This is a genomic window from Promicromonospora sp. NPDC057488, from assembly GCF_042802395.1.
GTDB lineage: Bacteria > Actinomycetota > Actinomycetes > Actinomycetales > Cellulomonadaceae > Promicromonospora.
The window spans coordinates 1-24,747 of the sequence record NZ_JBHVEG010000094.1 but is presented as its reverse complement, the minus strand read 5'-3'; the positions used below and the strand labels follow the sequence as shown (position 1 = coordinate 24,747).

Below are 24,747 nucleotides of genomic sequence, written 5' to 3'. Positions count from 1 at the left end.
GCGCATTGATCGAACCAATCGCCTCGCCAGCCGTGGTCATCCCCCGCAACACCTTGACCCGCAGCGCGCCCGTCCGTAGATTGCAGGCATTTCATCGGATGTTTGCGAGGGAGCGGCATGGCCACGATCACCGGAGTGCGCGTCGAGGACGTGCGGTTCCCGACGTCGGTCACCGCCGACGGTTCCGACGCGATGAACAAGGACGCCGACTACTCGGCGGCCTATGTCGTGCTGGAGACCGACGCCCCAGGACCCGGCGGCACCCCGCTCGGCGGGTACGGCCTGACGTTCACGATCGGCCGGGGCAACGACATCGTGGCCGAGGCCGCGCGGCAGCAGGCCGCGGCGCTCATCGGCCGCGACGTCGACGAGATCGCGGCGGACATGGGCGCGCTCTACCGGGACCTGACCGCCGACAGCCAGCTCCGCTGGCTCGGGCCCGAGAAGGGCGTGGTGCACCTGTCGCTGGCCGCCGTGCTCAACGCGGTCTGGGACCTGGTGGCCCGCCGCGCCGGCAAGCCGCTGTGGCGCCTGCTCGTGGACATGACGCCGGAGCAGCTGGTCGACGTCGCCGACCTGCGCTACCTCTCGGACGCCCTGACCCGCGACGAGGCGCTGGCGATCCTGCGGGAGCGCGCGGGCACCCGACAGGATCGCCTCGACCACCTGGAGCGCACCGGCTACCCGGTCTACACGACGTCGGCCGGCTGGCTCGGCTACAGCGACGACAAGCTGCGGCGCCTGTGCCAGGAGGCCGTCGACGCCGGGTACCAGCACGTCAAGCTCAAGGTCGGCGCAAACCTGGCCGAGGACGTGCGCCGGCTGACCATCGCACGCGAGGTGCTCGGCCCCGACCGCAACCTGATGATCGACGCGAACCAGGTGTGGGACGTGCCGCAGGCCATCGAGTGGATGAGCGCGCTGGCCCCGTTCGACCCGCTGTGGATCGAGGAGCCCACCTCCCCCGACGACATCCTGGGGCACGCCGCGGTGCGCCGCGCCGTCGCGCCCATCGGCGTCGCCACGGGCGAGCACTGCCACAACCGGGTGATGTTCAAGCAGCTCATGCAGGCCGAGGCGATCGACTACTGCCAGCTCGACACCGGGCGGCTCGCCAGCATCAACGAGATCGTGGCCGTGCTGCTGCTCGCCGCCAAGTTCGGCGTGCCGGTGTGCCCGCACGCCGGCGGCGTCGGCCTCTGCGAGATGGTGCAGCACGTCTCCGTGCTCGACTACGTGGCGATCGGCGGCGACCTGACCGGCCGCGTGACCGAGTACGTGGACCACCTGCACGAGCACTTCACCGACCCGGTCACCGTCGCGGACCGGGGCGCGGGCACCGCGTACGTGCTGCCGGCCCTGCCCGGCTACTCCACGCAGATGTACGAGGAGTCGGTCGACCGGTTCCGGTTCCCGGGCGGGACGTACTGGGTGGGCGAGACCTCGGTGGGCGAGACCTCGGTAGCCGATACGACTGTGCGGGATACTTCGGGGCATGTCCCGCACTGACGAGGTCGTCGACGGCATCCGCAGGATGATCCTCGACGGCAGGCTCCGCCCCGGCGACCGCCTGCCCGTCGAGAAGGACCTGGCCGACGAGCTCCAGGTCTCCCGCGGCTCGCTGCGCGAGGGGGTCCGGGCCCTGTCCATCCTCGGCGTGCTGCACACCCGGCAGGGCGACGGCACCTACGTGACCAGCCTCGACCCGGGCCGGCTGCTGTCCCCGATGGCGCTCGTGCTCGACCTGCAGGACGAGGGCGCCATGCCCGCGTTCCACAGCGTCCGCCGCGTGCTGGAGACGGAGGCCGCCGGGCTGGCGGCGACCCGCATGACCGACGAGGCGCTGGCCGAGGCCCGCGCCGTGCTGGACCAGGTCGCCGAGGTGCGGGACGGCGCGGAGGTGGACCACGACCGGTTCATCGAGGTGGACATCGCGTTCCACCGCGTGATCGCCGCGCACACCGGCAACCCCGTGCTGGAGGCGCTCATCGAGTCCTTCGCCGGCCGCACCGTGCGGGCGCGCCTGTGGCGTGTGCTGCACGCCGAGGGCATCGAAGCACGCACGCACGGCGAGCACGAGGCCATCTGGCGCGCGCTCGCCGCGCGTGATCCCGAGGCGGCCCGGATCCGGATGGCGGCCCACCTCCTGGGCGTCGAGGACTGGCTGCCGAGGCCGGAGAACCTCGACGAGGACGCCTGACCCACCACACCTCCCCACGTGTCAGACGTACAGGTCCCCCGGGTGACCTGTACGTCTGACACGTCCTGGGCGTCTGACAGCCGCTACTCGTACAGCACCGCGGCGATCTCCGGGTCGTCGATGTTCGTCTCGTCGTACCAGTAGAAGCCGGAGTCGATGACGGGCTCGACCTCCTCGCCGTCGATCGCGGCGACGGCGGCCTTGACCGTCTCGTAGCCCATCTTGATCGGGTCCTGCGTGATCGCCCCGGCCATCAGGCCGTCGCGGATCGCGTCGGTCTGCGCCGTGCCCGAGTCGAAGCCGATCACCGTCAGCTCGCCCGCCCGCCCGGACTCCTGCACGGCCTTGACCACGCCGATGGCCGAGCCCTCGTTGGTGCCGTAGATGCCTTTCAGGTCGGGGTGCGCCTGCATGATCGCCTTCGCGGCGTCGGCGGACTTGAGCTGGTCGCCCGCCGCGTACTGCGTGTCGACGATCTCGATGTCCGGCGCGTTCTCCGCGATGTACTGCGTGAACCCCTCGACGCGCTGCTGCCCGGTCTGCGACGTCTGGTCGTGCCCCACGATCCCGATCTTGCCGCTGCCGACCAGCTCGGCCATGTGCTTGGCCGCCTCGGCCGACGCCGCGAGGTTGTCCGTGGACACCGTGGTCACCGGCACGTCCGAGTCCACGCCGGAGTCGAAGGCGATGACGGGGATCCCCCGCGACTGGGCGTCCGTCATCATCGGGATCGACGCCTCGGAGTCCAGCGCCGCGTAGCCGATCGCGTCCGGGCTCTTGTCCAGGGCCGTCTGCAGCATGGTGAGCTGCTTCTCGACCTCCGTCTCGGTCTCGGGCCCCTCGAAGGTGACCTCGACGTCGAGCTCGGCCGCGGCGTCGTCGGCGCCCTGCTTGACCGCCTGCCAGAACTGGTGCTGGAAGCCCTTGGAGACCAGGGCGACGTACGGCTTGTCGCCCGTCCCGGGGGCCGCGCCGCCCGAGCCCGAGGAGCACGCCCCGAGGGCGAGGACGAGGGCGGTCACGGAGGTGGCCGCGGCAAGGGCCGTCAGGCGCCTGCGCGTGGTGCTGCTGTTCATCCGGGTCCAGCTCCTTCGATGGTCGGGTGGAACGTCTGTGTTCGGTTCAGGTAGGTCGGACGGCGGCGTCAGGCCCCTCGTCACGCCTCTTTGCCCCGCCGCAGCATGTCGGCGTAGACCGCGAGCACGATCACGATGCCGACGGCGACCTTCTGCCACTCCTGCGGGATCGACATGATCCGTAGGCCGTTGGTCAGCGTCGCCATGATCAGCGCGCCGATGACGGTGCCGAGGATGGTCGCCTTGCCGCCGCGCAGCGACGTGCCGCCGATGACGACGGCGGCGATGGCCTCCAGCTCGTACCCGAGCCCGAGGCCGGGCTGCGCGGAGTTGAGCCGGGAGGCCATGACGACGCCCGCGAGCCCCGTGAACAGGCCCGCGACCACGTAGATGACGACCTTCCAGCGCCGCACGTCGACGCCGGAGATCGCGGTGGCCTCCTCGTTGGAGCCGATGGACAGCGCGTAGCGCCCGGTGAGCGTCTTGCTCAGCGTTACGCCCGCGAGCACGGCGGCCACGAAGAAGATGAGGACGGCGTTCGGCAGCCCCGGCACGAGCTCTCCGCCGGCGAGCTGGCCGAACCCGGGGACGTCGGAGAAGTAGATGGGCTTGGTGCCCGAGATGACCAGCGAAAGGCCCTGCGCCACCATCATCATCGCGAGCGTCGCGATGAACGGCGGCAGCCGCAGGTACGCGACGTTCAGCCCGTTGAGCAGGCCGATCAGCGCCCCGATCGCGAGCCCGCCCAGCACCCCGACGACGAGCGGCAGGCCGAGGTTGGCCAGGAACACCCCGGTCATCACCGAGCACAGCGTCATGCCGGTGCCCACCGAGAGGTCGATCCCGCCGGTCGCGATGACGAGCGTGGCGCCCAGCGCCATGATCCCGGTGACGGCGGTGGCCAGCAGGATGCCCTTCACGTTGGCCCAGTCCAGGAAGTACGGGCTGGCCACCGAGAAGAACACGAAGATGACCACCAGCCCGCCGAAGGCGAGGAGCTGCTGGAGCTGCTGGCGGTTCCCCAGCCCGTTCTTGCCCAGCCCGGCCCTGCCCAAGATGGTCGTCGTCATTCTGGTGTCTCCAGTCATTCCGGGTCTCCGGTCGTGACGAGCGAGCGGTCCGCACCGAACCGCGTCGCGAGCTCCATGATGTGGTGCTGGTCGGCGTCGGCACTGGCGAGCGTCCCGGTGACCCGGCCCTCGCACATGACGACGATCCGGTCGGCCAGCCGGAGCACCTCGGGCAGCTCCGACGAGATGACGATGATCGACTTGCCCTGTGCGGCCAGCGCCGTGAGCAGCGTGTAGATCTCGTCCTTGGCGCCGACGTCGATGCCGCGCGTCGGCTCGTCGACGATCAGCACGTCGCAGTCCCGCACGAGCCACTTGGCCAGCACCACCTTCTGCTGGTTGCCGCCCGACAGGTTCTTGGTGCGCTGGGCCACCGACGGCGTCCGGATCGACAGCCGGTCCACCATCTCCTCGGCGACCCGGCGCCCGTCGGCGTCGCGCACGAACCCGCCGCGCGTCATGCCGCGCAGCGAGGACAGCATCACGTTGCGCACCACGTCCTGGTCCAGCAGCAGGCCGTAGCGCTTGCGGTCCTCCGAGAGGTACCCGATGCCGTGCCGGACGGCGTCCGCGGGGCTGCGCACGGTGACCGGCCTGCCGTTCACCTCGACGACGCCGGTCGAGCGGTCGGCCCCGATGATCGCCCGCGCCACCTCGGTGCGGCCGGCGCCCATCAGGCCCGCGAAGCCCAGGATCTCACCGCGGCGCAGCTCGAAGGACACGTCCTTGAGCAGCGCGCGGGTGCTGAGCCCGCGCACGGCGAGCACGGTGTCGGCGTCGGCGTCGGTGTCGGTGTCGCCGTCGGAGGCGCCAGGGCCGGACCGGCCCGGCCGCACCCCGGTCTCGAGCTGCCGCCCCACCATCGCGGCGATGACGTCCCGGGTCTCGGTGGTCGCCGTGGGCAGCGTGTCCACGTACCGGCCGTCCCGCAGCACCGTGATGCGGTCGGAGATCTCCTTGATCTCCTCCATCCGGTGCGAGACATAGATGACGCCGGTGCGCGGCGAGACAAAGTCGCGCACGATCCGGAACAGCGTCGCGACCTCGGTCTCGGTGAGCGCCGCCGTCGGCTCGTCCATGATCAGCACCCGCGCGTCGAACGACAGCGCCTTGGCGATCTCGACCATCTGCTGGCCGGCGACGCTCAGGTGGGACACGGGCTGGCGCGGGTCCAGCGGGATGCCGAGCCGCTCGAAGAGCTTGCCCGCGCGACGCTCCAGCTCGTCGTCCCGGATGAGCAGCCCGGCGCGCCGGGGCTCGCGGCCGATGAAGATGTTCTGCGCGACCGTCAGGTCGGGCATCAGGTGGAACTCCTGGTGGATCACGCTGATGCCGAGCTCGTTTGCCTGCCGCGGTCCGGCGGGGCTCATCGGCGCACCGTCGAGCTCCATGGCCCCGGCGTCGGGCCGGTAGATCCCGGAGAGCAGCTTGAGGAGCGTCGACTTGCCCGCCCCGTTCTCGCCCACCAGCGCGAGCACCTCGCCGGGCCGCAGGTCGAGGTGGACGTCGTCGAGCGCGCGGACCCCGGGGAAGGACTTGCTGATTCCCGTGGCACGGAGAAGTGCGGGGCCGTCCGTCACGTGAGCTCCCTTGCGTACGTGCGACACATCCAACCGCAGGCATTCAACCGCAGACATCGGATGCATCTCAAGGGTTCGTGACAGATTTCCTGGGAATTTGCCACGTTCGGCCACCGCGATGGCCAGATAGGTCCGACGTTTACCGCAGCTCTCTCACGCGCGGAACCAGCCCCTCAGCCCGACGCCGGCACGGCCTCCGGCGCGAGCAGCCCGGCGTCCGCGAGCGCCTGCCACAGCTCCCCCGGCACCGCGACGGCGGCCCGCTCCGCCGCCTGCACCGCGTGCTCCGGCGCGCCGAGTCCCACCACGGTGCTCACCACGGCGGGATGGGTGCGCACGTAGGCGAGCGCCGCCTGCGGCAGCGTCACGCCGTGCTCCTCGCACACCGCGGCGATCCGGCGGGCGCGCTCCAGCGGCCCGGCGGCGACGGGCGCGTAGTCGTAGGTCGCGTCCGACGGCGGCCGGTCCTGCGCGAGGAGCCCCGAGTTGTAGACGGCGGCCGCGACGACGGCGACGCCGCGCTCGGCCGCGGCGGGCAGCAGGTCGGCCAGCGCGGGCTGCTCCAGGAGTGTGAACCGCCCCGCGCACATGACGACGTCGACGTCGGTCTCGCGCACGAACCGGGTGAGCATGGCGGACTGGTTCATCCCGGCGCCGATCGCGCCGACCACGCCCTGGTCGCGCAGCTCGGCGAGCGCGGGCAGGGCCTCGTGGGCCGCCTGCGCCCAGTGCTCGTCGGGGTCGTGCAGGTAGGCGACGTCGATCCGGTCCAGGCCGGTGCGCTCCAGGCTCGCCTCGATCGAGGCGAGCACGCCGTCCCGGGAGAAGTCCCAGACCCGGCGCGTGGTGGCGGGCACGTCGAACATCTCGGGGTCGCGCCGGTCGGCGCTCTCGGGCGAGGGGACCAGCAGTCGTCCGACCTTGGTCGAGATCACGAGCTCGTCGCGGGGCCGGGTGCGCAGGTACGCGCCGAGGCGGCGCTCGGACAGCCCGAGGCCGTAGTGGGGCGCGGTGTCGAAGTACCGGATGCCGGCGTCCCACGCGGCCTGGAACGTCGCGTGCGCGGCGTCGTCCGTGGTCGCGCGGTACAGGTTGCCGGCGGGGGCGGCGCCCAGCCCGAGCGTGGTGAGCCGGACGCCGGTGGCGCGCACCTCGGTGGTCAGCATGCGTTGTCCTCTTCGTCCTCATCGACAGCTCGGCGACGGCACCGGCGACGGCGCCAGTGGCACCTGCGGCACCTGCGGCATCGCCGGGCGAAACATCAGATGTATAGCACGAGGCGCGCGGCGACGGAACGGGCGGACCGGCTCGATGGAAGGGGGCGGACCGCCGCGAAGGGGCCCCAGTAGGCTCACCGCGTGACGGCACTGTGGTGGACGGAGTCCGGACCGAGCGACGCCCCCGTCGTGCTGCTGCTGCACGGCGGCGGCATGGGCGCCTGGATGTGGCGCGACCAGGTGGCCGCCCTGCGCGAGCGGTACCGCGTGATCACCCCGGACCTGCCCGGACACGACCACAGCGCCGAGGTGCCGTTCGGCTCCCCGGGCGAGATCGTCGCGGAGCTCGCGGGCCTGCTCGGCGAAGTGAGCCAGGGCTCTGCGGCCAGCACGGAAGCCAGCACAGAAGCCGGCACGGAGACCGGCACGGGAACGCCGGGGACCACCGTCGTCGGCTTCTCGTTCGGCGCCCAGCTCGCCCTCGCGCTGGCCGCCGCGCACCCCGGCCTGGTGGCGCGCGCCGTCGTCGTCAGCGCCCTGGCGGAGCCGATGCCGCTGCCCGGCCTCAGCGCCGGACTGGTCCGGGCGGCGGCCCCGCTCGGCGGGCAGCGCTGGTTCGCCCGCCTCCAGGCCAGGGCCCTGTACGTGGACGACGAGATGTTCGACGACTACCTGCGCACCGCCCGCTCGCTGTCCGCGGCGGACCTGGTCGCGATGACGTCGGCCAACGCGGCGTTCCGGATCCCCGAGGCGTGGGCGCGGTTCCCCGGCGAGGCGCTGCTGCTGGCCGGCGCCGCCGAACCGCGCGCCCTCGTGCACGGGATGCGCGAGCTGCACCGCCGGCTGCCGACGTCCGAGCTCGAGGTGGTCCCGGGCACCGGGCACGGCCTGCCGCTCCAGCGCGCGGACTGGTTCACCCAGCGGCTGCTGGGCTGGCTAGGGCAGGCTGGCTGAGCCAGCCACATTGATTCGGCCAAGTTGACTTCGGTCGGATGTCTCGAGACCGGTCGGTCAACCGACCGGTCTCAACGCATCGGACCGATCTGGATGTGGCCCTCTGGATTGCCCCCTGAATTTGCCCCTCTGGACTTGGCCCCGCGAGCCGCGCGGGGCCAGCTCAGGCGAGGCACAATGCAGGATGACCACTGACGAGAACCCCCCGGTCGACGTCAAGCCCCGCTCCCGACAGGTGACCGACGGCCTCGAGGCCACCGCGTCGCGCGGCATGCTCCGCGCCGTCGGGCTGGGTGACGACGACTTCGCCAAGCCGCAGATCGGCGTCGCGAGCTCCTGGAACGAGATCACGCCCTGCAACCTGTCGCTGGACCGCCTGGCCAAGGCCTCCAAGGAGGGTGTGCACGCCGCAGGCGGCTACCCGCTGGAGTTCGGCACCATCTCCGTCTCGGACGGCATCTCGATGGGGCACGAGGGCATGCACTTCTCGCTCGTGTCCCGCGAGGTGATCGCCGACTCCGTGGAGACCGTGATGCAGGCCGAGCGCCTGGACGGCTCGGTGCTGCTCGCCGGCTGCGACAAGTCGCTGCCGGGCATGCTGATGGCCGCCGCCCGCCTGGACCTGTCCAGCGTGTTCCTCTACGCGGGCTCGATCATGCCGGGCTGGGTCAAGTTGACCGACGGCACCGAGAAGCAGGTCACGATCATCGACGCCTTCGAGGCCGTCGGCGCGTGCTCGCGCGGGCTGATGAGCCAGGAGGACGTCGACCGCATCGAGCGGGCGATCTGTCCCGGCGAGGGCGCGTGCGGCGGCATGTACACGGCCAACACCATGGCGTCGGCGGCCGAGGCGCTCGGCATGTCGCTGCCCGGTTCGGCAGCCCCGCCGGCGGCCGACCGCCGGCGCGACACGTGGGCGCACCGCTCCGGCGAGGCCGTGGTGAACCTGCTGCGCAAGGGCATCACGGCGCGCGACATCCTGACCAAGGAGGCGTTCGAGAACGCCATCGCCGTCGTCATGGCGTTCGGCGGGTCCACGAACGCGGTGCTGCACCTGCTCGCCATCGCGCACGAGGCCGAGGTGGAGCTCACCCTCGACGACTTCTCCCGCGTCGCCGACCGCGTGCCGCACCTGGGCGACCTCAAGCCGTTCGGGCAGTACGTCATGAACGACGTCGACCGCATCGGCGGCGTGCCCGTGGTGATGAAGGCGCTGCTCGACGCCGGACTGCTGCACGGCGACGCCCTGACCGTCACGGGCCGCACCATGGCCGAGAACCTCGCCGACATCGCGCCGCCCGACCCGGACGGCAAGATCCTGCGCGCCATGGACAACCCGATCCACCGCACCGGCGGCATCACGATCCTGAGCGGGTCGCTGGCCCCGCAGGGCGCCGTCGTGAAGTCGGCGGGCTTCGACTCCGACGTGTTCGAGGGCACCGCCCGCGTGTTCGAGCGCGAGCGCGGCGCGCTGGACGCCCTGGAGGACGGCACGATCCAGGCCGGCGACGTCGTCGTCATCCGCTACGAGGGGCCCAAGGGCGGGCCGGGCATGCGCGAGATGCTCGCCATCACCGGCGCGATCAAGGGCGCCGGTCTCGGCAAGGACGTGCTGCTCATCACCGACGGCCGGTTCTCCGGCGGCACCACCGGCCTGTGCGTGGGGCACATCGCCCCCGAGGCCGTCGACGCCGGCCCCATCGCGTTCGTGCGCGACGGCGACCGCATCCGCCTCGACGTGGCGAGCAAGACGCTCGACCTGCTTGTCGACCCCGCCGAGCTCGAGTCGCGGACGACGGGCTGGGCGCCCCTGCCGCACTCCTACCAGCGCGGCGTGCTGGCCAAGTACTCGAAGCTGGTGCAGTCGGCGTCGAAGGGGGCTGTGCTGGAGTGACCGTGCCGGAGTGACTGGGCTTGGAGTGACTGTGCCGGGAGTGACTGTGCCGGGGTAGACAAGCCCACACTGCGGACGAGGTCGTTGCCGAGGGTAACTATCTGGCACGATGGCGGTGTGACGAGCGACGGCGGTACCGGGGACGATCGGGACTTCCGTTTTCGCGACATCGCCGTCGTCGCCTACCTCCCCTCCGTCGTGAGCTCGATCGGGCACGGCGCGGTGATGCCGGTGCTGGCGATCCACGCCGGCAACCTGGGCGCGGCCACGGCGATGGCGGCGTTCGTCGTCGCGCTCCTGGGGATCGGCCAGCTCGCGAACTCGCTGCCCTCGGGCGCGCTCGTGGCGCGGCTCGGCGAGCGCCGCACCCTCGTGATCGCCGGCCTGGTCGACGCCGTGGCGATGATCGTCGCCTTCCTGGTGCCCTCGGTCTGGCTGCTGTGCGTCTGCGTGTTCGTGAGCGGTATGAGCTGGACGGCGTTCCTGCTGGCCCGGCAGGGGTTCCTGATCGACGCGGTACCGGTCAGCCACCGGGCGCGCGGGATGGCGCTGCTGGGCGGTTCGATGCGCCTGGGCATCCTGATCGGCCCGCTGCTCGGCGCGCTGCTGATCCACCTGTTCGGGGTGCGCTCGGTCTTCCTGCTCGCGGCCTGCGCGTCAGTCGCCTCGGCGCTGATCGTGACCCGCATGCCGGACTTCGGCCGGGTGCGCCGGGGCACCGTGCCGCTGCCCGTGCGCTCGGTGCTGTGGGAGCACCGCCGCACCCTGCTCACCCTGGGCGTCGCCGTGATCATCATCGGCGCGTCGCGGTCGGTGCGCACCGGCCTGCTGCCCCTGTGGGCCGACCACGTGCACATCTCCGCCACCGTGGTCTCGCTGCTGTTCGCGGTCGCGGCCACCATCGACATCCTGCTCACCCTGCCGGGCGGCTGGCTGCTGGACACCAAGGGCCGACGGGTGGTGGCCGTCCCGGTGGTGGTGGCCGTCGGCATCGGCTGCCTGCTGCTCCCCCTGGCGGACTCCGCGCTCACCGTCGGCCTGGTGATGGCGCTCATCGCGCTGGGCAACGGGCTCGGCTCGGGCATCGTGATGACGCTCGGCGCCGACGTGGCACCCGAGGAGGGCCGCGCCCAGTTCCTCGGCGGCTGGCGACTGTGCGGCGACATCGGCAACACGGGCGGGCCGCTCCTCGTCTCGGCCGTCGCGGCAATCGCGCCGCTGGCCGCCGCGCCCGTGCTCATCGGCGTGCTGGCGCTGCTCGGCGCGATCTGGGTGGGCCACTGGACCGGCCGGGCCGACAAGGACCGCCGGGCCGGGGGCGGCGCTCCGGCTTAGCCCGGTCTCGTAGCCCCGTCTCGTAGCCCGGTCTCGTAGCCCGGTCTGCCAGGGCAGAGACCGAGCGGAACGACGCCGCCCGTGCCACGGTGAGACCGTGACCGCGCCGCCGGAACCTCTCGACGCCGCCGTCGACGCCCTCTACACGCGGCCGCTCGACGGTTTCATCGCAGCGCGCGACGCCGCGGCCCGCCAGGCAGCCGACGCCGGCGACTCCCTCGGCGCGCAGCGGATCAAGCGCCTGCCCAAGCCGTCGGTCGCGGCCTGGGTGATCAACCACGTGGTGCGCGAACGGCCGGACGACGTCGCGGCGCTGACCACCGTCGGCGACGAGCTGCGGGCCGCGACGCAGGACCGGGACCGCGCCCGCATCCGGGCGCTGGACCACCTGCGCAAGGAGCGCACCGAGGCCCTGGTGGGCGCCGTGCGGCAGGCCGGAGAGGTGGGCGGGCGGCCGGTGTCGGCCGCCGTCCTGGACCGCCTCACCGAGACGCTGACCGCCGCGGTCATGGACGCCGACGCCGGCGCGGCCGTGCGCGCCGGCCGCCTGGCGCGCGGGCTGCAGCACGCCGGGTTCGGCATCGTGGACGAGCTCGGCGAGGAGGCCGACCTGGTGGCGCTGCGTCCCGCGGCGACGTCGGCGGAGGTTCAGGAGGAGCGGCCGGAGGAAACGGCAGACACAGCCGAGCGCGCCGTCGAGGAGACCTCCGCGCAGGTGGACCGCCTGGAGGAGCGGCGCGACGACGTCAGCGACCGCCTCCGCACGGCCGAGGCCGCCGTCGACGACGCGCAGGACGAGGCGACCCGCCTGGACGACGAGCTCGCGCGGCTGACCGAGGAGCGCGACGCGGCGCACCGCACGCTCGACGAGGCCCGGACCGCCGCGGAGGAGGCCCGCGCGGACCTGGCCGCCGTCGAGCAGGAGCTGGACGACGCCGAGGACCGCGCGGCGCAGGCCCGCCGTCGCCGTCGGGCCGCCAGAGGGAAGTAGGCGCGCACGAGCGCTAGCCGCTCCGCACCCGCTCCTCGAACGCCCGCAGCACCCGGACCTGCTGCTCGTTGTAGGTCTGCTCCACGTACTCGGCGAGCAGCGGCGCGCCCGCGTGCCCGATCTCGACGTCCGGCAGGGCGTCGAGCAGCGGCCGGTACCGCTCCGTCATCTCGTCGGCGAGCCGCTCGACGTCGTCGTCCGGGGTGTCGGGGCCCAGCGCCGCGAAGCGCCGGAGCACCTCCGCCGAGCCATCGGTCAGCGGCGCGAGCTGGGCGAGCGTGCGGGTCAGGGCCGCCGTCTGCGCCTCGCCGACGAGGTGGGCGAGCAGGGCGAGCTGCTCGCGCTCGTACCGCACGAGGTCGGGCGCGACGTCGGCGGCCGTGGCCGCCTGGAGCACGGCCTCGTACCGCACCGCGGCCGGCGGCAGGTCGGGCATCGCGCCGTGCTGCCGCAGCACCGCGATCACCGCGCGGCGGCTGGTGAGCCGCCGGATCCCGGCGGCCGCCTCCTCGTCGAGCCGGTCGAGCAGGTCCGCGGCGGCGTCGGGGTCGTCGAGCACCTCCGGGAGCTCGGCGAGCGGAACGCCGAGCTCGGTCAGCCGGATGATCCGCAGCAGCCGCGCCAGGTGCCGCACGTCGTACTCGCGATAGTCGTCGGCGGAGCGGCCCGGCTCCTCGAGGAGCCCGATCTGGTGGTAGTGCCGCAGCGTGCGGATCGTGACGCCGGCGAGTGCCGCCAGCTCGCTGGTACGCATCGCCCCCTCCTTCGTTCGCGGGTCGGTCGCGGGTTCGTTCGTATCGGCAGGCCCCCCGACCGACCGTACTGCGGGGCGGGCCGGGCTTGAGTACGACGCGACGTCAGGGTGTGCACCGGGCGCTCTGTTCACCCGCTCGTGCACCCAGGAGCGAAGGCAGGCGCCCGCGACCCAGCGCCTGGTCGACGCCCTGATCGAGGCGGACAGGACGTCGGCTCGAACAAGGACGTCGACCTGCTCCACGTCCCCGGCGGCGAGCACGCCCTGTACCGGCGGATGCACTACGTGGTGCGCCGCACGTGGGACTACCTCGTCCGCCACCTGCACGGGGTCGAGCCGCCCGCCTACCGGCTCGGCCCGCTCCCGGCGCTCCCGGCGTCTGACCTGGTCTAGCCCTGGCCTAGCCCCGGTCCAGCCCCGGTCCAGCACCCGCGCTGTCTGCCCCTCCGCAGGGGGCCCCACACTGCGGAGGGGTGTTGCACGGCAGCCTTCGTCCCAGACACGAGTGCTACCAAATGCAACGTATCAGCCCGTAATTAACCCCGAGCGCTTGAATGTGACAAACGTCCGCAATGCGCCAGGTGAAATGACCATTCGAATTGCGCCTTTTTCTACCCTTGGATTTCGCATCACGAACACCCCTCACCCGGCCGCGGCAGCATCGCGGCGGCACCGCGGCTGGCGGGCAGCGCCGTGACCAGGAGTTCTACCGTCTCCTCCGCCGACGAGCCCTGCCCCACGACGATCTCGTGCTCCACACGCAGCCGGTCGTCAAGGGTGAACCAGCCGGCCATCTGCTCGGGCGTGAACTCGGCGGACTGCGGCCGGGTGGCGTGCCGCCGCACCGTCTCGTCGAACGGCACGTCCAGGTACGCGCACACCGTCGTGCCGGCGTGGTCGGCGACCAGGCCGGTGAGCATCGGGCCGTAGTGGTCGCCGGCCAGGATGCCCTCCAGCACCACGGAGTAGCCGGTGTCGAGCGCGTGCCGCACCACGGTGTCGATCATCGAGATGTTGGCCCCGCCGGGCACGTCCTTCTCCCACATCAGCACGCGGCGCAGGTAGTCCTGCTGCACGAGCGCCGTCCCGCGGCCCATCCGCCGGCGCAGCGCCGCCGCGACCGTGGACTTGCCCGCTCCGGAGGGGCCGCGCACGACGACGAGGCTGGTCTGCCGGCTGCCGGTCACGGCCGGCTCAGACATTGCTGGCCGGATCGGACATTGCCAGCCGCATCAGACCGTGCCGGCCGGGTCAAGCCTTGCCGCCACTGAGCGCGAGCGTGCCGCCGAGGCCGATCATCATGCCGCCGCCGGTGGCCCGGATCGCGGCGAGCCGGCGCGGCGACGACGCGAACCACGAGCGGGCGGCGCCGGCCAGCAGCGCCCAGATGCTGTCGAAGACCAGCGCGACCAGCGTGAAGACCAGGCCGAGCACCATCATCTGCAGCGGCACCTGCCCGGCACGCACGTCCACGAACTGGGGCAGCGCGGCGACGAAGAACACGATCGTCTTCGGGTTGGTCACGCCCACCACGAAGCCCTGGCGCAGGATCGCCCAGCGGGACGGCGTCCGGCGCCCGGCACCTGCGCCCGTCCGGACCCCGGCCCCGGCCCCGGCCCCAACCCCAGCCCCAGCCCCGGCGTCCGGCTCGGCGCCGTCGCGACGGTGCCGGATCGCCTGGACGCCCAGGTAGACCAGGTAGCCGGCGCCGAGCAGCTTGATGACCGTGAACACCACGATCGACTCGGCCACGACCGTGCCCACGCCGAGCGCGACGGCCGCGACCAGCGGCAACGCGCCGAGCTCGTTGCCGAGCACGCTCAGCAGCCCGCCGGGGCGGCCCAGGGAGAGCGAGCGTCCGACGACGAACAGGACGCTCGGCCCGGGAATCACGATGAGGATCACCGACGCCACCACGAAGGCGACGAGGGTCTCGAAGGCCGGCATGGGCTCACCTTATGACCCGGCCATATGGCGCGGCCAGGACCGGGCCAGGACCCTGCCAGGACCCGGCCAGGACGGCCCACCCGGAGTCTTACTCCCCGCTCGTGTGCACCCCTTCGAGCTGGTCGGCCCGGCGCACGTGCCGGGTGACCCATGGCCCGAGCAGCGCGAGCACGGCCGCGAAGCCGAGCGCGACCAGGCCGATGCCGCCGAAGTAGGCGGTGTCGGACGCGCCCTCGGTCGCCTGCACGAGCTGCGCCGTGATGGCCTGCCCGGCGGCGGGCGCGAGGAACCAGAGCGCCATCGCCTGCCCCTGGTAGGCGCGCGGCGCGAGCAGCGTGGTCGCGGCCAGGCCCACCGGCGAGAGGCACAGCTCGCCGAGCGTCTGGATCACGTACACGACCACCAGCACCCAGCCGGGCGTCAGGTTGTCGCCCGCGATGGCGGACGCCCCGGCCAGCACCAGGAACGAGAGGGCCGCGAGCGCCAGGCCGATCGCGAACTTGTACGGCGTCGGCGGGCGGTCCTTGGTGCGGACCCAGAGCCAGGCGAACACGGGGGCCAGGATGATGATCGAGGCGGGGTTGATCGACTGGAAGAACTCGGGGCTCACGGTGAACCCGAGCACCTCGCGCGAGGTCCGGTCGGCGGCGAAGGTCGCGAGCGTCGTCGCCGCCTGCTCGAAGATCATGAAGAAGAGCATCGCGGCCACGAACAGCGGGATGTAGGCGACCAGGCGGGGGCGTTCGGCGTCGGTCACGCGTGGCGAGCGGTACATGGTGATGAAGAACGCGATCGGGGCGAGGAACGCGATGTAGCTGAGGGCGTCGATCAGGGCGTGCACGCCCCAGCCGCCGGCCACGAGCACGGCGATGAGGTACACCACGACGACGGCGCCGAAGATGATCGCGAACATGCGCACCAGCGCCGGCCGTTCCCCCGGCTGCACGGGGTTGGGCACGATGTCGCCCGCGCCCTGCAGGTTCTTGCGGCCCAGCACGAAGAACACGAGCGCGATGCCCATGCCGATCGCGGCCACGGAGAACGCGGCGTGGTAGCCCCAGACGGCGCGCACGGCGCCGACGATGATCGGCGAGAAGAACGAGCCGATGTTGATCCCCATGTAGAAGATCGAGAACGCCGACTCGCGCCGCGGGTCCTGCCGGTTGTACAGCGCGCCCACCATGGACGACACGTTGGGCTTGAGCAGGCCGGTGCCGAGGGCGACGAGCACGATGCCGAAGTAGGAGAACCCGGCGGCGGGGACCGAGAGGCACACGTGCCCGGCCGCGATGATGATGCCGCCGTAGAGCGTGGAGCGGCGGGCGCCGATCAGCCGGTCGGCGAGCCAGCCGCCCACCACGGACAGCAGGTAGACGCCGGTGCCGTAGATCGAGACGACGGCCTCGCCGAGCGTCTGGTCGAGGCCGAGGCCGCCGTTGGCGATCGTGTCGGTCAGGTAGTAGACGAGGATCGCGCGCATGCCGTAGTAGCTGAACCGCTCCCACAGCTCCGTCGTGAACAGCGTCATCAGGCCCAGGGGATGCCCGAAGAACCGGCGGTCGCCCGCCAGCGCGGCGGGCGGTGTCTGGTCCGGTCCGGTTCCTGACGGCGGTGTCGCCGAGCCTGTGCTCATCACCCGATCGTCGGTGCGTTGCGGGCGGGGCGCACGTCGGGCGGGAAAGTCTGCGCGGGGTCGTCACCGCCGGGCCGGCGCGCCGGCTAGCGGGGCCGCCCCCAGAGCATCCGCCCGATCACCCGCCGGCGCACCACCACACCGACGTGCGCAGCCAGCGCCGCGAAGAAGCAGAGGTGCGCCGCGATGTGCAGCGGCAGCAGGTCGGTGCTGCCCACGACCAGCGCGATGCCGGTCGCCGGGACCACGAAGAGCATCGCGAGCAGGATCCGCTCGGCCCAGTGCATGATCTTGCGGTCCGTGTCGGTGAGCCGGGGGTCCCAGGGCGGCAGCGTCGTCATCCGGCGCCACACGAGCCGCAGCACGCCGACGGCGATGATCGCGAGGCCCAGCAGCACGTGCCAGGCAGGGAGCGCGAGCGGGCCGACCAGGCTGTTACCCGACCCGCTGCCCACGCCACCCACGCCGCCGCCCGACCAGAGATCCGACCAGGCGGAAACCACGGCCTCGTCGGCGTCCTGCTCCCGCAGGTCCTGCGCCCGCTCGCAGCTCTCCTCGAGCTGGTCGAGCCGCTCCTCCTCGGCGTCGGTGGTGTCGCCGCCGCTGCGGTCCTCCCCCGGCGGGTCGCAGTCGACGGCGGAGACGCCGGCGCCGTCGGATGCATTGTCGGCCAGGTCGTCCCCGTCGTCGTCCATCGCGTAGCCGACCGCGAACTGGGTCACCAGCAGGGCGACCGTCCCCCAGTGCAGGACCTTCGTCACGATGCCGTAGCCGTGCTCGCCGTTGCGCCACCTCATGCGGGCAACCTCACCGTACGGGGGCGCGGCCGTCCAGCCTTTCGCCCAGGCCTCGCCCACTCCTTCACCCGGACCGCCCTTCACCCACGGCGCTCCTTAGGCTGGAGGGATGACGACTCGCCCCTACCGGTCGACCCTGCGCGAGCAGGCCGCGGCCTCCACGCGCGCCTCGATCCTGGACGCGGCCGAGGAGCTCTTCGCGCAGGACGGCTTCGCCCGCGTGACGATCGGCCGCATCGCGCAGGCAGCCGGCGTGGCCCAGAACACCGTGTACGTGGCGTTCGGCAACAAGGTCGGCCTGGTGCGCGGGCTGACGGAGCGGGCCTCGGGCGAGGACAGCATCCAGGAGACCCTGGCGGCCATCGAGGCTTCCGACGACGCCGGCACGATCGTCGACCTCGCGGTGCGGAGCACCGGCGACTTCGTGCACCGGCACCAGAGGCTGATGACGGTGCTGATCGTCAACGCGGCCGCGGACCCGGAGATCGGCGCGACGTTCCAGGGCACGGAGCGGGTGCTCCGCGAGCGCTTCGGCCTGATCCCCGCGCGGCTCGCGACGCTGGGCGCACTGCGCCCGGACCTGAGCGTCGACCGGGCGACCGACCTGCTGGCCTACTACCTGAGCCCTGAGTCCTGGCTGCGGCTGGCCGCGCTCGGCTGGGACCCGGACGCCGGCGGGGCCTGGCTGCGGGGACAGCTCCGGCTGGCGCTGCTCGGAACGGATTCAGAGTAGTCCTACACTAATCAATGTGCGCATACTCTTCTCAAGCACCCCTGCTCACGGGCACCTGCTGCCCCTGCTCCCCCTCGCCCGCGCGTTCCGCGACCGCGGCGACCAGGTCGCCGTCCTGACCGCGGGGGCCTTCGCCCCGCTGCTCGACGCCGAGGGCATCGAGCTCGTCGCCGCCGGACCCACCGCCGACGTCCTGTTCGCGGAGTCCGGACGCCGGACCGGCGTCGACGCCGCCGCGGACCCCCGCCCGGAGGCCGTCGCGGACTTCTTCGCCGGCACCCGCGTGGACCTCACCGCCGACGACGCCGTGGCCGCCGCCCGCGCGTTCGCCCCCGACCTGGTCGTGGCCGAGGCCCTGGACTTCGTCGGCCCGCTGGTGGCCGCCGCGCTGGACGTCCCCCACGCGACGATGGCGTTCGGCCCGGCGATCCCCGCCGAGTTCACCGACGGCATGCACGCCCTGGTGGCGAGCCGCTACGCCGACCGCGGCCTCGCGGCCGTCCCGGCCCGGTGGTACCTCGACCCGTGCCCCGACCTGCTCCAGCCGCCGGGCTGGCAGGCGCCCGCGAACCGCGTCCAGGTCCGGCCGGAACCGCACCAGGGGCCGAACGCTCCGGGTGCGGGCTCGGAAAACGGCTCGGAAGCAGTCTCGGAAGCAGTCTCGGAAGCAGTCTCGGAAGCAGTCTCGGAAGACACGAACGCAACGCGCGGCGAGCGCCCCCGGGTGCTCGTCACGTTCGGCACGCACTTCTCCGACCCGGCGACCCTGACCCCGATCCTCGCCGAGCTGCGCACCGTCGGCGTGGACCTCGTCGTCACGCTCGGCCTCACGGCGACCGCCGCGGACTACGCGCTGCCCGGGGAAGACGCTGCTGGAACGAACGCTGCTGGAGACATCACGTTCGCGCCCTTCACCCCCCTCGCGGACCTGCTGCAGGACGTCGACTTCGTCGTCACCCACGGTGGCGCCGGCACGACCCTCGGCGTCCTGTCCCGCGGCCTCCCGCTCGTGGTGGTCCCGCAGGGCGCCGACCAGTTCCTCCAGGCCGCCGTGGTCGGCGCGACCGGCACCGGCATCGCCGTGCAGCCGGGCCCGGACGTCCCGGAGACGGTGGCCAAGGCGGCCGTGACCCTCCGCACCGACCCGAGCTACGCCGAGGCCGCGGCCAAGGTGGCCGCCGAGATCGCGACCATCCCGACGCCGTCCGAGGTAGCCACCCGCCTGGCGGAGGCTCTTCCTGAACCGGCCCGTTCCTGAAGTAGCCCGTTCCTGACCCAGCCCGCTCCTGACCCAGCCCGCTCGTCGAGCGCTGGGTCAGGACGGCGCCGGCCCCGTCGAGCCCCGCCAGATGATCGTGTTCAGCGGGCCGTCCGACGCCGCCTCGGCCCCGCGGGCGGTCTCCGCGCCCGGCTGGAGCGTCGCGACCAGCCGCGCCATCGCCGCCCGGCCCAGCTTGCGGTGGTCGACCCGGACCGTCGTCAGCGTGGGCTCGAGGTACGCCCCGAGCTGGTTGTTGTCCCAGCCGGTCACGCTCAGGTCCCCCGGGATGGTCCAGCCGCGTTCGCGGGCGCCCAGCACCACCCCGGCCGCGCCGACGTCGCTCGCGGCGATGATCGCGGTCGGGTGGTCCTCCTCCGGCAGGGAGAGCACGGCCGCGCGTGCACCCTCGGCCGACCAGTCGCTCTCCAGCACCAGCGCGGGACCCAGCCCGAGCCGTTCGACCGTGGCGACGAAGACGTCGCGGCGTCCGCGGGCGGAGGCGTAGTCGAGCGCGCCGGTCACGTGCGCGAACCGCCGGTGGCCCAGCTCGGCCAGGCGCACCACGAGGTCCTCGACCGGTGAGCCGTCGGCGAGCTCGCCCACACCGCGGAACTTGTCGTCGTAGTCCGCGGACACGACGATCGCGGCCCGCTCGGGGAACCGCCCGCCCGACCCGGGCGGCAGCGGCGCGAGCGCGAGCACGCCCTCGACCTGCCCGGAGTCGGCGAGCTCGAGAACCCGCTCGAACCGGTCGACCGGCGACCCCTCCACACTGAACGCCTCGATTGTGTACCCGTGCTCGTGGGCCACCTCCATCACGCCGCTCAGGATCTGCGGCGGACCGTAGGTGGCCACCGCCGGCAGCAGCACGGCGACCCGGCCGCTGCGCCGGGTGCGCATGGACCGCGCGGTCAGGTTGGGCCGGTAGTCGAGCTCCTCGACCGCCTGCCGCACGCGGGCCACCGTCTCGGGCCGCATCTTCGCGTCGTGCCGCAGGTAGCGCGAGACGGTCTGGTGGGAGACACCGGCGGCCTTGGCCACCTCCCAGATCGTCGCGCGACGTCTCGCCGTCGAACTATCCGTCGAGCTCTCGTTCACCATGCCCCATCCTCGCTGATCATCAGGGCCCTCCGGACACCGCCCGGTGAGAGACCCTTGCGAAGTGATCGATCACCTCCTAGCCTAACCCGCGAACGGTGATCGATCACTCTGCAACGGAGCAGCCGTGGAACAACGATGTACCAGGCCCTCTGCCGTAGTCCACGGCACGGGACCTGCAGAACGCGACAACCAGCAGCGCGTGCCGACCAGCACCACCCGGACCCCGTCCGGCAGGTCGTCCGCGCCCGGGGCACGCCCCGGGCCGCCTGCCCGATCACCGAGGAGCATCACGATGCCCGAGCCCTTGCCTGAGAGCGCGTCTGTCGCGCCCACGGCCCTGCCACTCCCGGCTCTGCCCGCAGCTCTGCCCGCGGCTCTGCCCGCAGGACTGGCGGCAGCCCTGTCCGCAACCCGCGCGCCAGGGATCCCGGGATGACCGCGGTCGAGGAGCCCCGCACGGGGCGAGCCAGGACGCTGCGCCCGAACTCAGACAGCTCGGCGCCAGGCGGCACCGGCCCGCAGCCCGCCCGCCGCCGCCAGTCGTGGTGGCAGCGACTGGTGCGCGACCGCGCCGTCCTGCTCCTGGCGCTGCCGGGCATGGCGGTCATCATCGTCTTCCAGTACCTGGCGCTCGGCGGCAACGTCATCGCGTTCCAGGACTACCAGCCGTACCTCGGCATCGGGCGCAGCCTGTGGGTCGGGTTCGAGAACTTCCAGATCCTGTTCTCGGGCGACCCGGAGTTCCTGAGCGCGCTGCGCAACACCCTGGTCATCACCCTGCTGCAGACGGTCTTCGTCTTCCCGGCGCCGATCATCCTGGCGCTGCTGCTGCACAGCCTGGTGTCCAACCGGGTGCGGCAGATCGTGCAGTCGGTGCTCTACCTGCCGCACTTCCTGTCCTGGGTGATCGTCGTCGCCGTCTTCCAGCAGGTGCTCGGCGGGGCCGGGCTGCTCAACAACTTCCTGCGGTCGCACGGGTGGGAGCCCATCGACATCATCGGCAACTCCGACGCGTTCTACGCGCTGATCACCTCGCAGGTGATCTGGAAGGACACCGGGTGGGCCACCATCCTGTTCCTCGCGGTGCTCGCCGGCATCGACAAGTCGCTGTACGAGGCCTCGGCCGTCGACGGCGCCTCCCGCTGGCGGCAGACCTGGCACATCACCCTGCCGGGCATGCGGCCGATCATCATCATGCTGCTCATCCTCAAGCTCGGCGACTCCCTGAGCGTCGGGTTCGAGCAGCTCATCCTCCAGCAGCAGGCGGTGGGCCTCGGCGTGTCCGACGTGCTGGACACCTACGTCTACAACCAGGGCGTCCTGGGCGGGTTCTGGGGCGTCGCGGCCGCCGTCGGACTCGTGAAGGGCCTGATCGGCCTGGCCCTGGTCCTCGTCGCCAACAAGACCGCCCACGCCTTCGGCGAGGAAGGGGTGTACCGAGCATGAGCGCGACCACCACTGTGAGAGAACCCCGCACAACCGGACCGGACGGCGGCCGACGCCCCCGCACGCGCCCCGTGATCGACGGCGTGGCCATGCCCGGCCCGTTCGAGCGCACGGTCAAGGGCGTCGTCCTGACCATCGCCTGCGCGCTGGTGATCCTGCCGTTCGTCGGCATCATCTCCACCAGCCTGGCCACGCCGGAGCAGGTCACGGAGGCGGGCGGCTTCGTGCTGCTGCCCACCGGGATCGACCTGAGCGCCTACCAGATGATCTTCGCCGGCGGCGTGGTCACGCAGGCGCTCTGGATCAGCATCCTGGTCACCGCGATCGGCACCACGCTGAGCCTGGCCCTGACCACGACGCTCGGCTGGGCGCTGAGCCGCAAGGGCGCGTTCGGCGTGCGGGCGATGCTGCTCGTGGTGCTGATCAGCCTGCTCTTCAACCCCGGGATCATCCCCAGCTACCTCGTGGTCCAGCAGCTCGGCCTGCTGGACACCCTGTGGGCGCTGATCATCCCGACGTCGGTCTCCGCGTTCAACGTGGTGGTCGTGCGGGCGTTCTTCGTGCAGCTGCCGAACGAGGTGATCGATGCCGCCCGCATCGACGGCGCCACCGAGTGGCAGCTCTTCTGGCGCATCGGCCTGCCGCTGTCCAAGCCCGTCCTCGCCGTCGTCGGCCTGTTCTACGGCGTCGGCTACTGGAACGCGTTCTTCAACGCGCTGCTCTACATGTCGGACGCGAGCAAGTGGCCCCTGCAGCTCGTGCTGCGCACCTACGTGGTGGACGGCGCCCAGCTCGGCTCGCAGGACCTCGGCATCGACGCCGCGTCCCTGCCGCCCCAGACGTCGCTGCAGATGGCGATCCTCGTGGTCTCCATCGTGCCGGTGCTGCTGGTCTACCCGTTCCTGCAGCGCCACTTCGCCAAGGGCATGCTCACCGGCGCCGTGAAGGGCTGACCCGGTTTTCGTACCTGCTTTCCGTACCTGCTTTCCGTACCTGCTTTCCCCCCACTCGATGAGGAGTAGTCATGAACCGTTTGCTCACGGAGACCAACATCAGCCGCCGGAGCCTGCTGATGGGCGGCATGGGCCTCGGCGCGTTCGCCGTGCTCGGCCTCGCCGGCTGCAGCAACGAGGGCCGCGGCGGCGGCGCCCTGACCGGCAACGCCACCGTCGCGCTACCCACGTACGTCCCGTACGACGGCGTCCCGATGGACATCAAGGGCACCGACGGGGTGCCCGACACGATGCTCAAGTACCCCGCCAGCCCCCAGAAGGTGACCAGCGGCCAGCCGGGTGACGGCGAGGACGTCGGCATCTTCGGCCTGACCAACACGCCGGTGCCGCCGGGGGCCGACAAGAACGAGTACTGGCAGGCACTGCACGAGCGGCTCGGGTTCGCGCTGAGCATCGCGCTCACGCCCGCCGGCGACTACTCCGACCGGTTCCAGACGACGGTGGCCGGCGACCGGCTGCCGGACATCTTCGAGATGTTCGCGGGCGACGTCCCCGGCCTCCCGAGCCTGCTGGAGGAGCGCGCGACCGACCTGACCGAGTTCCTCTCGGGCGACGCCGTGAAGAAGTACCCGTTCCTGGCGAACATCCCGACCGAGAGCTGGCAGTCCTGCGTCTACAACGGCAAGATCTTCGCCGTCCCGGTGCCCCGCGGCCCGGCGCAGAGCAACGTGTTCTACGCGCGCCAGGACTGGTTCGAGGCCGAGGGCATCGACCCGAACGTGACCTCCGCCGAGGAGTTCTACGACCTGTGCAAGGAGCTCTCGGGCGGCAACACCTGGGCGCTCGGCCGCGTGCCGCTGGGGCACCTGCGCCAGATGTACGAGATCCCGAACGGCTGGTCCGAGGACGGCGGCAAGCTCACCAGCGCGAACCTGCACGAGCGCCAGCAGGAGGCACTGGAGCTCGGCCGGCGCCTGGTCGCCGACGGGTTCGTGCACCCGGACGGCGTGCCCGCCACCCAGCCGCAGCGCAAGACCTGGCTCGTGAACGGCACCATCCGCATGCTCGACGACACGTTCAGCGCCTGGCCTGACTTCTCGAACTACCCGATCGACGAGAACTTCCGGCTCTCCGTCGCGGCGCCCCCGCTCGCCGAGGGCGGCGGCACCGCGGGCATCCACCTCGGTGCGCCCGTGCAGAACATCACGTCGATCAGCAAGAAGTCCGAGGGCCGTGTCGAGGCGCTGCTCGACGTGATCAACTATCTCGCCGCCCCGTTCGGCTCCGAGGAGCACCTGTTCCGGACGTACGGCGTCGAGGGCGTGCACCACGAGCTCGACGGGACCGACCCGGTGCTCACCGACCAGGGCCGCACCGAGATCCAGCTCGGGCTCAAGTACGTGGTCGAGGGCCCCTGGGTGAACTTCCAGGCCGGTGACCCCGACGTCGCGCAGGCCGAGCACGACGCCCAGGCCGCCGTCGTGCCGACCGCCGTGGCCAACCCGGTGCAGGGCCTGTTCAGCGACACGGCCAGCCGCAAGGGCGGCCAGCTCGGCGAGAAGCTCGCCTCCGTGGAGTCGGACATCCTGGCCGGGCGCAAGCCGGTCACCGCCTGGGCCGACGCCACCAAGGCGTGGGCCAAGGGCGGCGGCGACAAGATCCGCGACGAGTACCAGACGGCACTGGCGGAGCGCCAGGGCTGAGGTCCCGCCCCTACCGCGCTGCCGGCGCTCAGCCATCTCTGCGCTCCGGGCAGGACGTGGCCGTCGAACGTAGGGTTCGTCGGCTCAAGAGCGCTCTTGAGC

At 72.1% G+C, this 24,747-nt stretch carries 22 protein-coding genes; 12 read left to right on the top strand and 10 right to left on the bottom strand.

The window, feature by feature from the left end:
• Positions 1–117: 117 nt before the first annotated feature.
• Together ACFU5G_RS18600 and ACFU5G_RS18595 are read left to right on the top strand one after the other, a co-directional pair.
• A complete protein-coding gene (locus ACFU5G_RS18600; RefSeq protein WP_377247946.1) occupies positions 118–1,509 on the top strand; it encodes an enolase C-terminal domain-like protein in 1,392 nt (463 codons plus the stop codon).
• Positions 1,496–2,200, top strand: a complete 705-nt coding sequence (locus tag ACFU5G_RS18595) for a FadR/GntR family transcriptional regulator (RefSeq protein WP_377247943.1) — start codon at positions 1,496–1,498, stop codon at positions 2,198–2,200. Before ACFU5G_RS18600 ends, ACFU5G_RS18595 begins: the two co-directional genes overlap by 14 nt.
• A gap of 83 nt (positions 2,201–2,283) precedes the next feature.
• Here the strand turns inward: ACFU5G_RS18595 and ACFU5G_RS18590 are convergent, their stop codons facing one another.
• From ACFU5G_RS18590 to ACFU5G_RS18575, 4 genes are all read right to left on the bottom strand, one after another.
• Positions 2,284–3,276, bottom strand: coding sequence for an ABC transporter substrate-binding protein (locus tag ACFU5G_RS18590; RefSeq protein WP_377247940.1), 993 nt, complete (start codon positions 3,274–3,276; stop codon positions 2,284–2,286).
• A gap of 80 nt (positions 3,277–3,356) precedes the next feature.
• On the bottom strand, positions 3,357–4,346 hold the full coding sequence (locus ACFU5G_RS18585) for an ABC transporter permease (protein WP_377231447.1): 990 nt from the start codon (positions 4,344–4,346) through the stop codon (positions 3,357–3,359).
• Between the two features lie 14 nt (positions 4,347–4,360).
• Positions 4,361–5,926 carry a sugar ABC transporter ATP-binding protein gene (locus ACFU5G_RS18580; protein ID WP_377247937.1) on the bottom strand — a complete coding sequence of 522 codons (1,566 nt, stop codon included), beginning with the start codon at positions 5,924–5,926 and terminating at the stop codon, positions 4,361–4,363.
• A gap of 173 nt (positions 5,927–6,099) precedes the next feature.
• Positions 6,100–7,092 (bottom strand): aldo/keto reductase, encoded by a 993-nt coding sequence (locus ACFU5G_RS18575; protein WP_377247934.1) that lies wholly within the window; start codon positions 7,090–7,092, stop codon positions 6,100–6,102.
• A gap of 192 nt (positions 7,093–7,284) precedes the next feature.
• Between ACFU5G_RS18575 and ACFU5G_RS18570 the strand changes: the two genes are divergently transcribed.
• The 4 genes from ACFU5G_RS18570 (at position 7,285) to ACFU5G_RS18555 (ending at position 12,317) form a co-directional block, all read left to right on the top strand.
• Positions 7,285–8,097, top strand: a complete 813-nt coding sequence (locus ACFU5G_RS18570; RefSeq protein WP_377247931.1) for an alpha/beta fold hydrolase — start codon at positions 7,285–7,287, stop codon at positions 8,095–8,097.
• Between the two features lie 184 nt (positions 8,098–8,281).
• The gene (ilvD, locus tag ACFU5G_RS18565) at positions 8,282–9,991 is read left to right on the top strand and encodes a dihydroxy-acid dehydratase (protein WP_377247928.1); all 1,710 of its coding nucleotides are present in this window, start codon (positions 8,282–8,284) and stop codon (positions 9,989–9,991) included.
• A 117-nt stretch (positions 9,992–10,108) separates the two neighbouring features.
• The gene (locus ACFU5G_RS18560; RefSeq protein ID WP_377247925.1) at positions 10,109–11,326 is read left to right on the top strand and encodes an MFS transporter; all 1,218 of its coding nucleotides are present in this window, start codon (positions 10,109–10,111) and stop codon (positions 11,324–11,326) included.
• A 97-nt stretch (positions 11,327–11,423) separates the two neighbouring features.
• The gene (locus ACFU5G_RS18555; RefSeq protein ID WP_377247922.1) at positions 11,424–12,317 is read left to right on the top strand and encodes a hypothetical protein; all 894 of its coding nucleotides are present in this window, start codon (positions 11,424–11,426) and stop codon (positions 12,315–12,317) included.
• Between the two features lie 13 nt (positions 12,318–12,330).
• Here the strand turns inward: ACFU5G_RS18555 and ACFU5G_RS18550 are convergent, their stop codons facing one another.
• On the bottom strand, positions 12,331–13,071 hold the full coding sequence (locus ACFU5G_RS18550) for a MerR family transcriptional regulator (RefSeq protein ID WP_377247919.1): 741 nt from the start codon (positions 13,069–13,071) through the stop codon (positions 12,331–12,333).
• A gap of 138 nt (positions 13,072–13,209) precedes the next feature.
• Here ACFU5G_RS18550 and ACFU5G_RS18545 point away from each other — a divergent pair, with 138 nt between their 5' ends.
• Positions 13,210–13,464, top strand: a complete 255-nt coding sequence (locus ACFU5G_RS18545) for a hypothetical protein (RefSeq protein WP_377247916.1) — start codon at positions 13,210–13,212, stop codon at positions 13,462–13,464.
• 236 nt (positions 13,465–13,700) lie between these two features.
• On the opposite strand, the gene ACFU5G_RS18540 is transcribed toward ACFU5G_RS18545, so the two are convergent.
• The 4 genes from ACFU5G_RS18540 to ACFU5G_RS18525 form a co-directional block, all read right to left on the bottom strand.
• Positions 13,701–14,273 (bottom strand): AAA family ATPase, encoded by a 573-nt coding sequence (locus ACFU5G_RS18540; RefSeq protein ID WP_377247913.1) that lies wholly within the window; start codon positions 14,271–14,273, stop codon positions 13,701–13,703.
• A gap of 49 nt (positions 14,274–14,322) precedes the next feature.
• A complete protein-coding gene (locus ACFU5G_RS18535) occupies positions 14,323–15,018 on the bottom strand; it encodes a LysE family translocator (RefSeq protein WP_377247910.1) in 696 nt (231 codons plus the stop codon).
• A gap of 88 nt (positions 15,019–15,106) precedes the next feature.
• The gene (locus ACFU5G_RS18530; RefSeq protein ID WP_377247907.1) at positions 15,107–16,651 is read right to left on the bottom strand and encodes a peptide MFS transporter; all 1,545 of its coding nucleotides are present in this window, start codon (positions 16,649–16,651) and stop codon (positions 15,107–15,109) included.
• A gap of 86 nt (positions 16,652–16,737) precedes the next feature.
• On the bottom strand, positions 16,738–17,448 hold the full coding sequence (locus tag ACFU5G_RS18525; RefSeq protein WP_377247904.1) for a cytochrome b: 711 nt from the start codon (positions 17,446–17,448) through the stop codon (positions 16,738–16,740).
• Positions 17,449–17,557: 109 nt separating this feature from the next.
• On the opposite strand from ACFU5G_RS18525, the gene ACFU5G_RS18520 reads away from it, so the two are divergent.
• On the top strand, positions 17,558–18,181 hold the full coding sequence (locus ACFU5G_RS18520; RefSeq protein ID WP_377247901.1) for a TetR/AcrR family transcriptional regulator: 624 nt from the start codon (positions 17,558–17,560) through the stop codon (positions 18,179–18,181).
• A 16-nt stretch (positions 18,182–18,197) separates the two neighbouring features.
• Positions 18,198–19,439 carry a glycosyltransferase gene (locus tag ACFU5G_RS18515; protein WP_377247898.1) on the top strand — a complete coding sequence of 414 codons (1,242 nt, stop codon included), beginning with the start codon at positions 18,198–18,200 and terminating at the stop codon, positions 19,437–19,439.
• A gap of 57 nt (positions 19,440–19,496) precedes the next feature.
• On the opposite strand, the gene ACFU5G_RS18510 is transcribed toward ACFU5G_RS18515, so the two are convergent.
• Positions 19,497–20,543, bottom strand: coding sequence for a LacI family DNA-binding transcriptional regulator (locus ACFU5G_RS18510; RefSeq protein WP_377247895.1), 1,047 nt, complete (start codon positions 20,541–20,543; stop codon positions 19,497–19,499).
• Between the two features lie 432 nt (positions 20,544–20,975).
• Between ACFU5G_RS18510 and ACFU5G_RS18505 the strand changes: the two genes are divergently transcribed.
• The 3 genes from ACFU5G_RS18505 to ACFU5G_RS18495 all read left to right on the top strand — a co-directional run bounded on the left by ACFU5G_RS18505 (position 20,976) and on the right by ACFU5G_RS18495 (position 24,645).
• Entirely contained in the window at positions 20,976–21,989 is a 1,014-nt protein-coding gene (locus ACFU5G_RS18505) for an ABC transporter permease (RefSeq protein WP_377247892.1), read from the top strand.
• Positions 21,986–22,942, top strand: coding sequence for a carbohydrate ABC transporter permease (locus ACFU5G_RS18500; protein ID WP_377247889.1), 957 nt, complete (start codon positions 21,986–21,988; stop codon positions 22,940–22,942). The genes ACFU5G_RS18505 and ACFU5G_RS18500 overlap by 4 nt, the downstream gene beginning before the upstream one ends.
• A gap of 71 nt (positions 22,943–23,013) precedes the next feature.
• Complete coding sequence (locus ACFU5G_RS18495) at positions 23,014–24,645, top strand: hypothetical protein (RefSeq protein WP_377247886.1); 1,632 nt, start codon at positions 23,014–23,016, stop codon at positions 24,643–24,645.
• Positions 24,646–24,747: the final 102 nt, after the last annotated feature.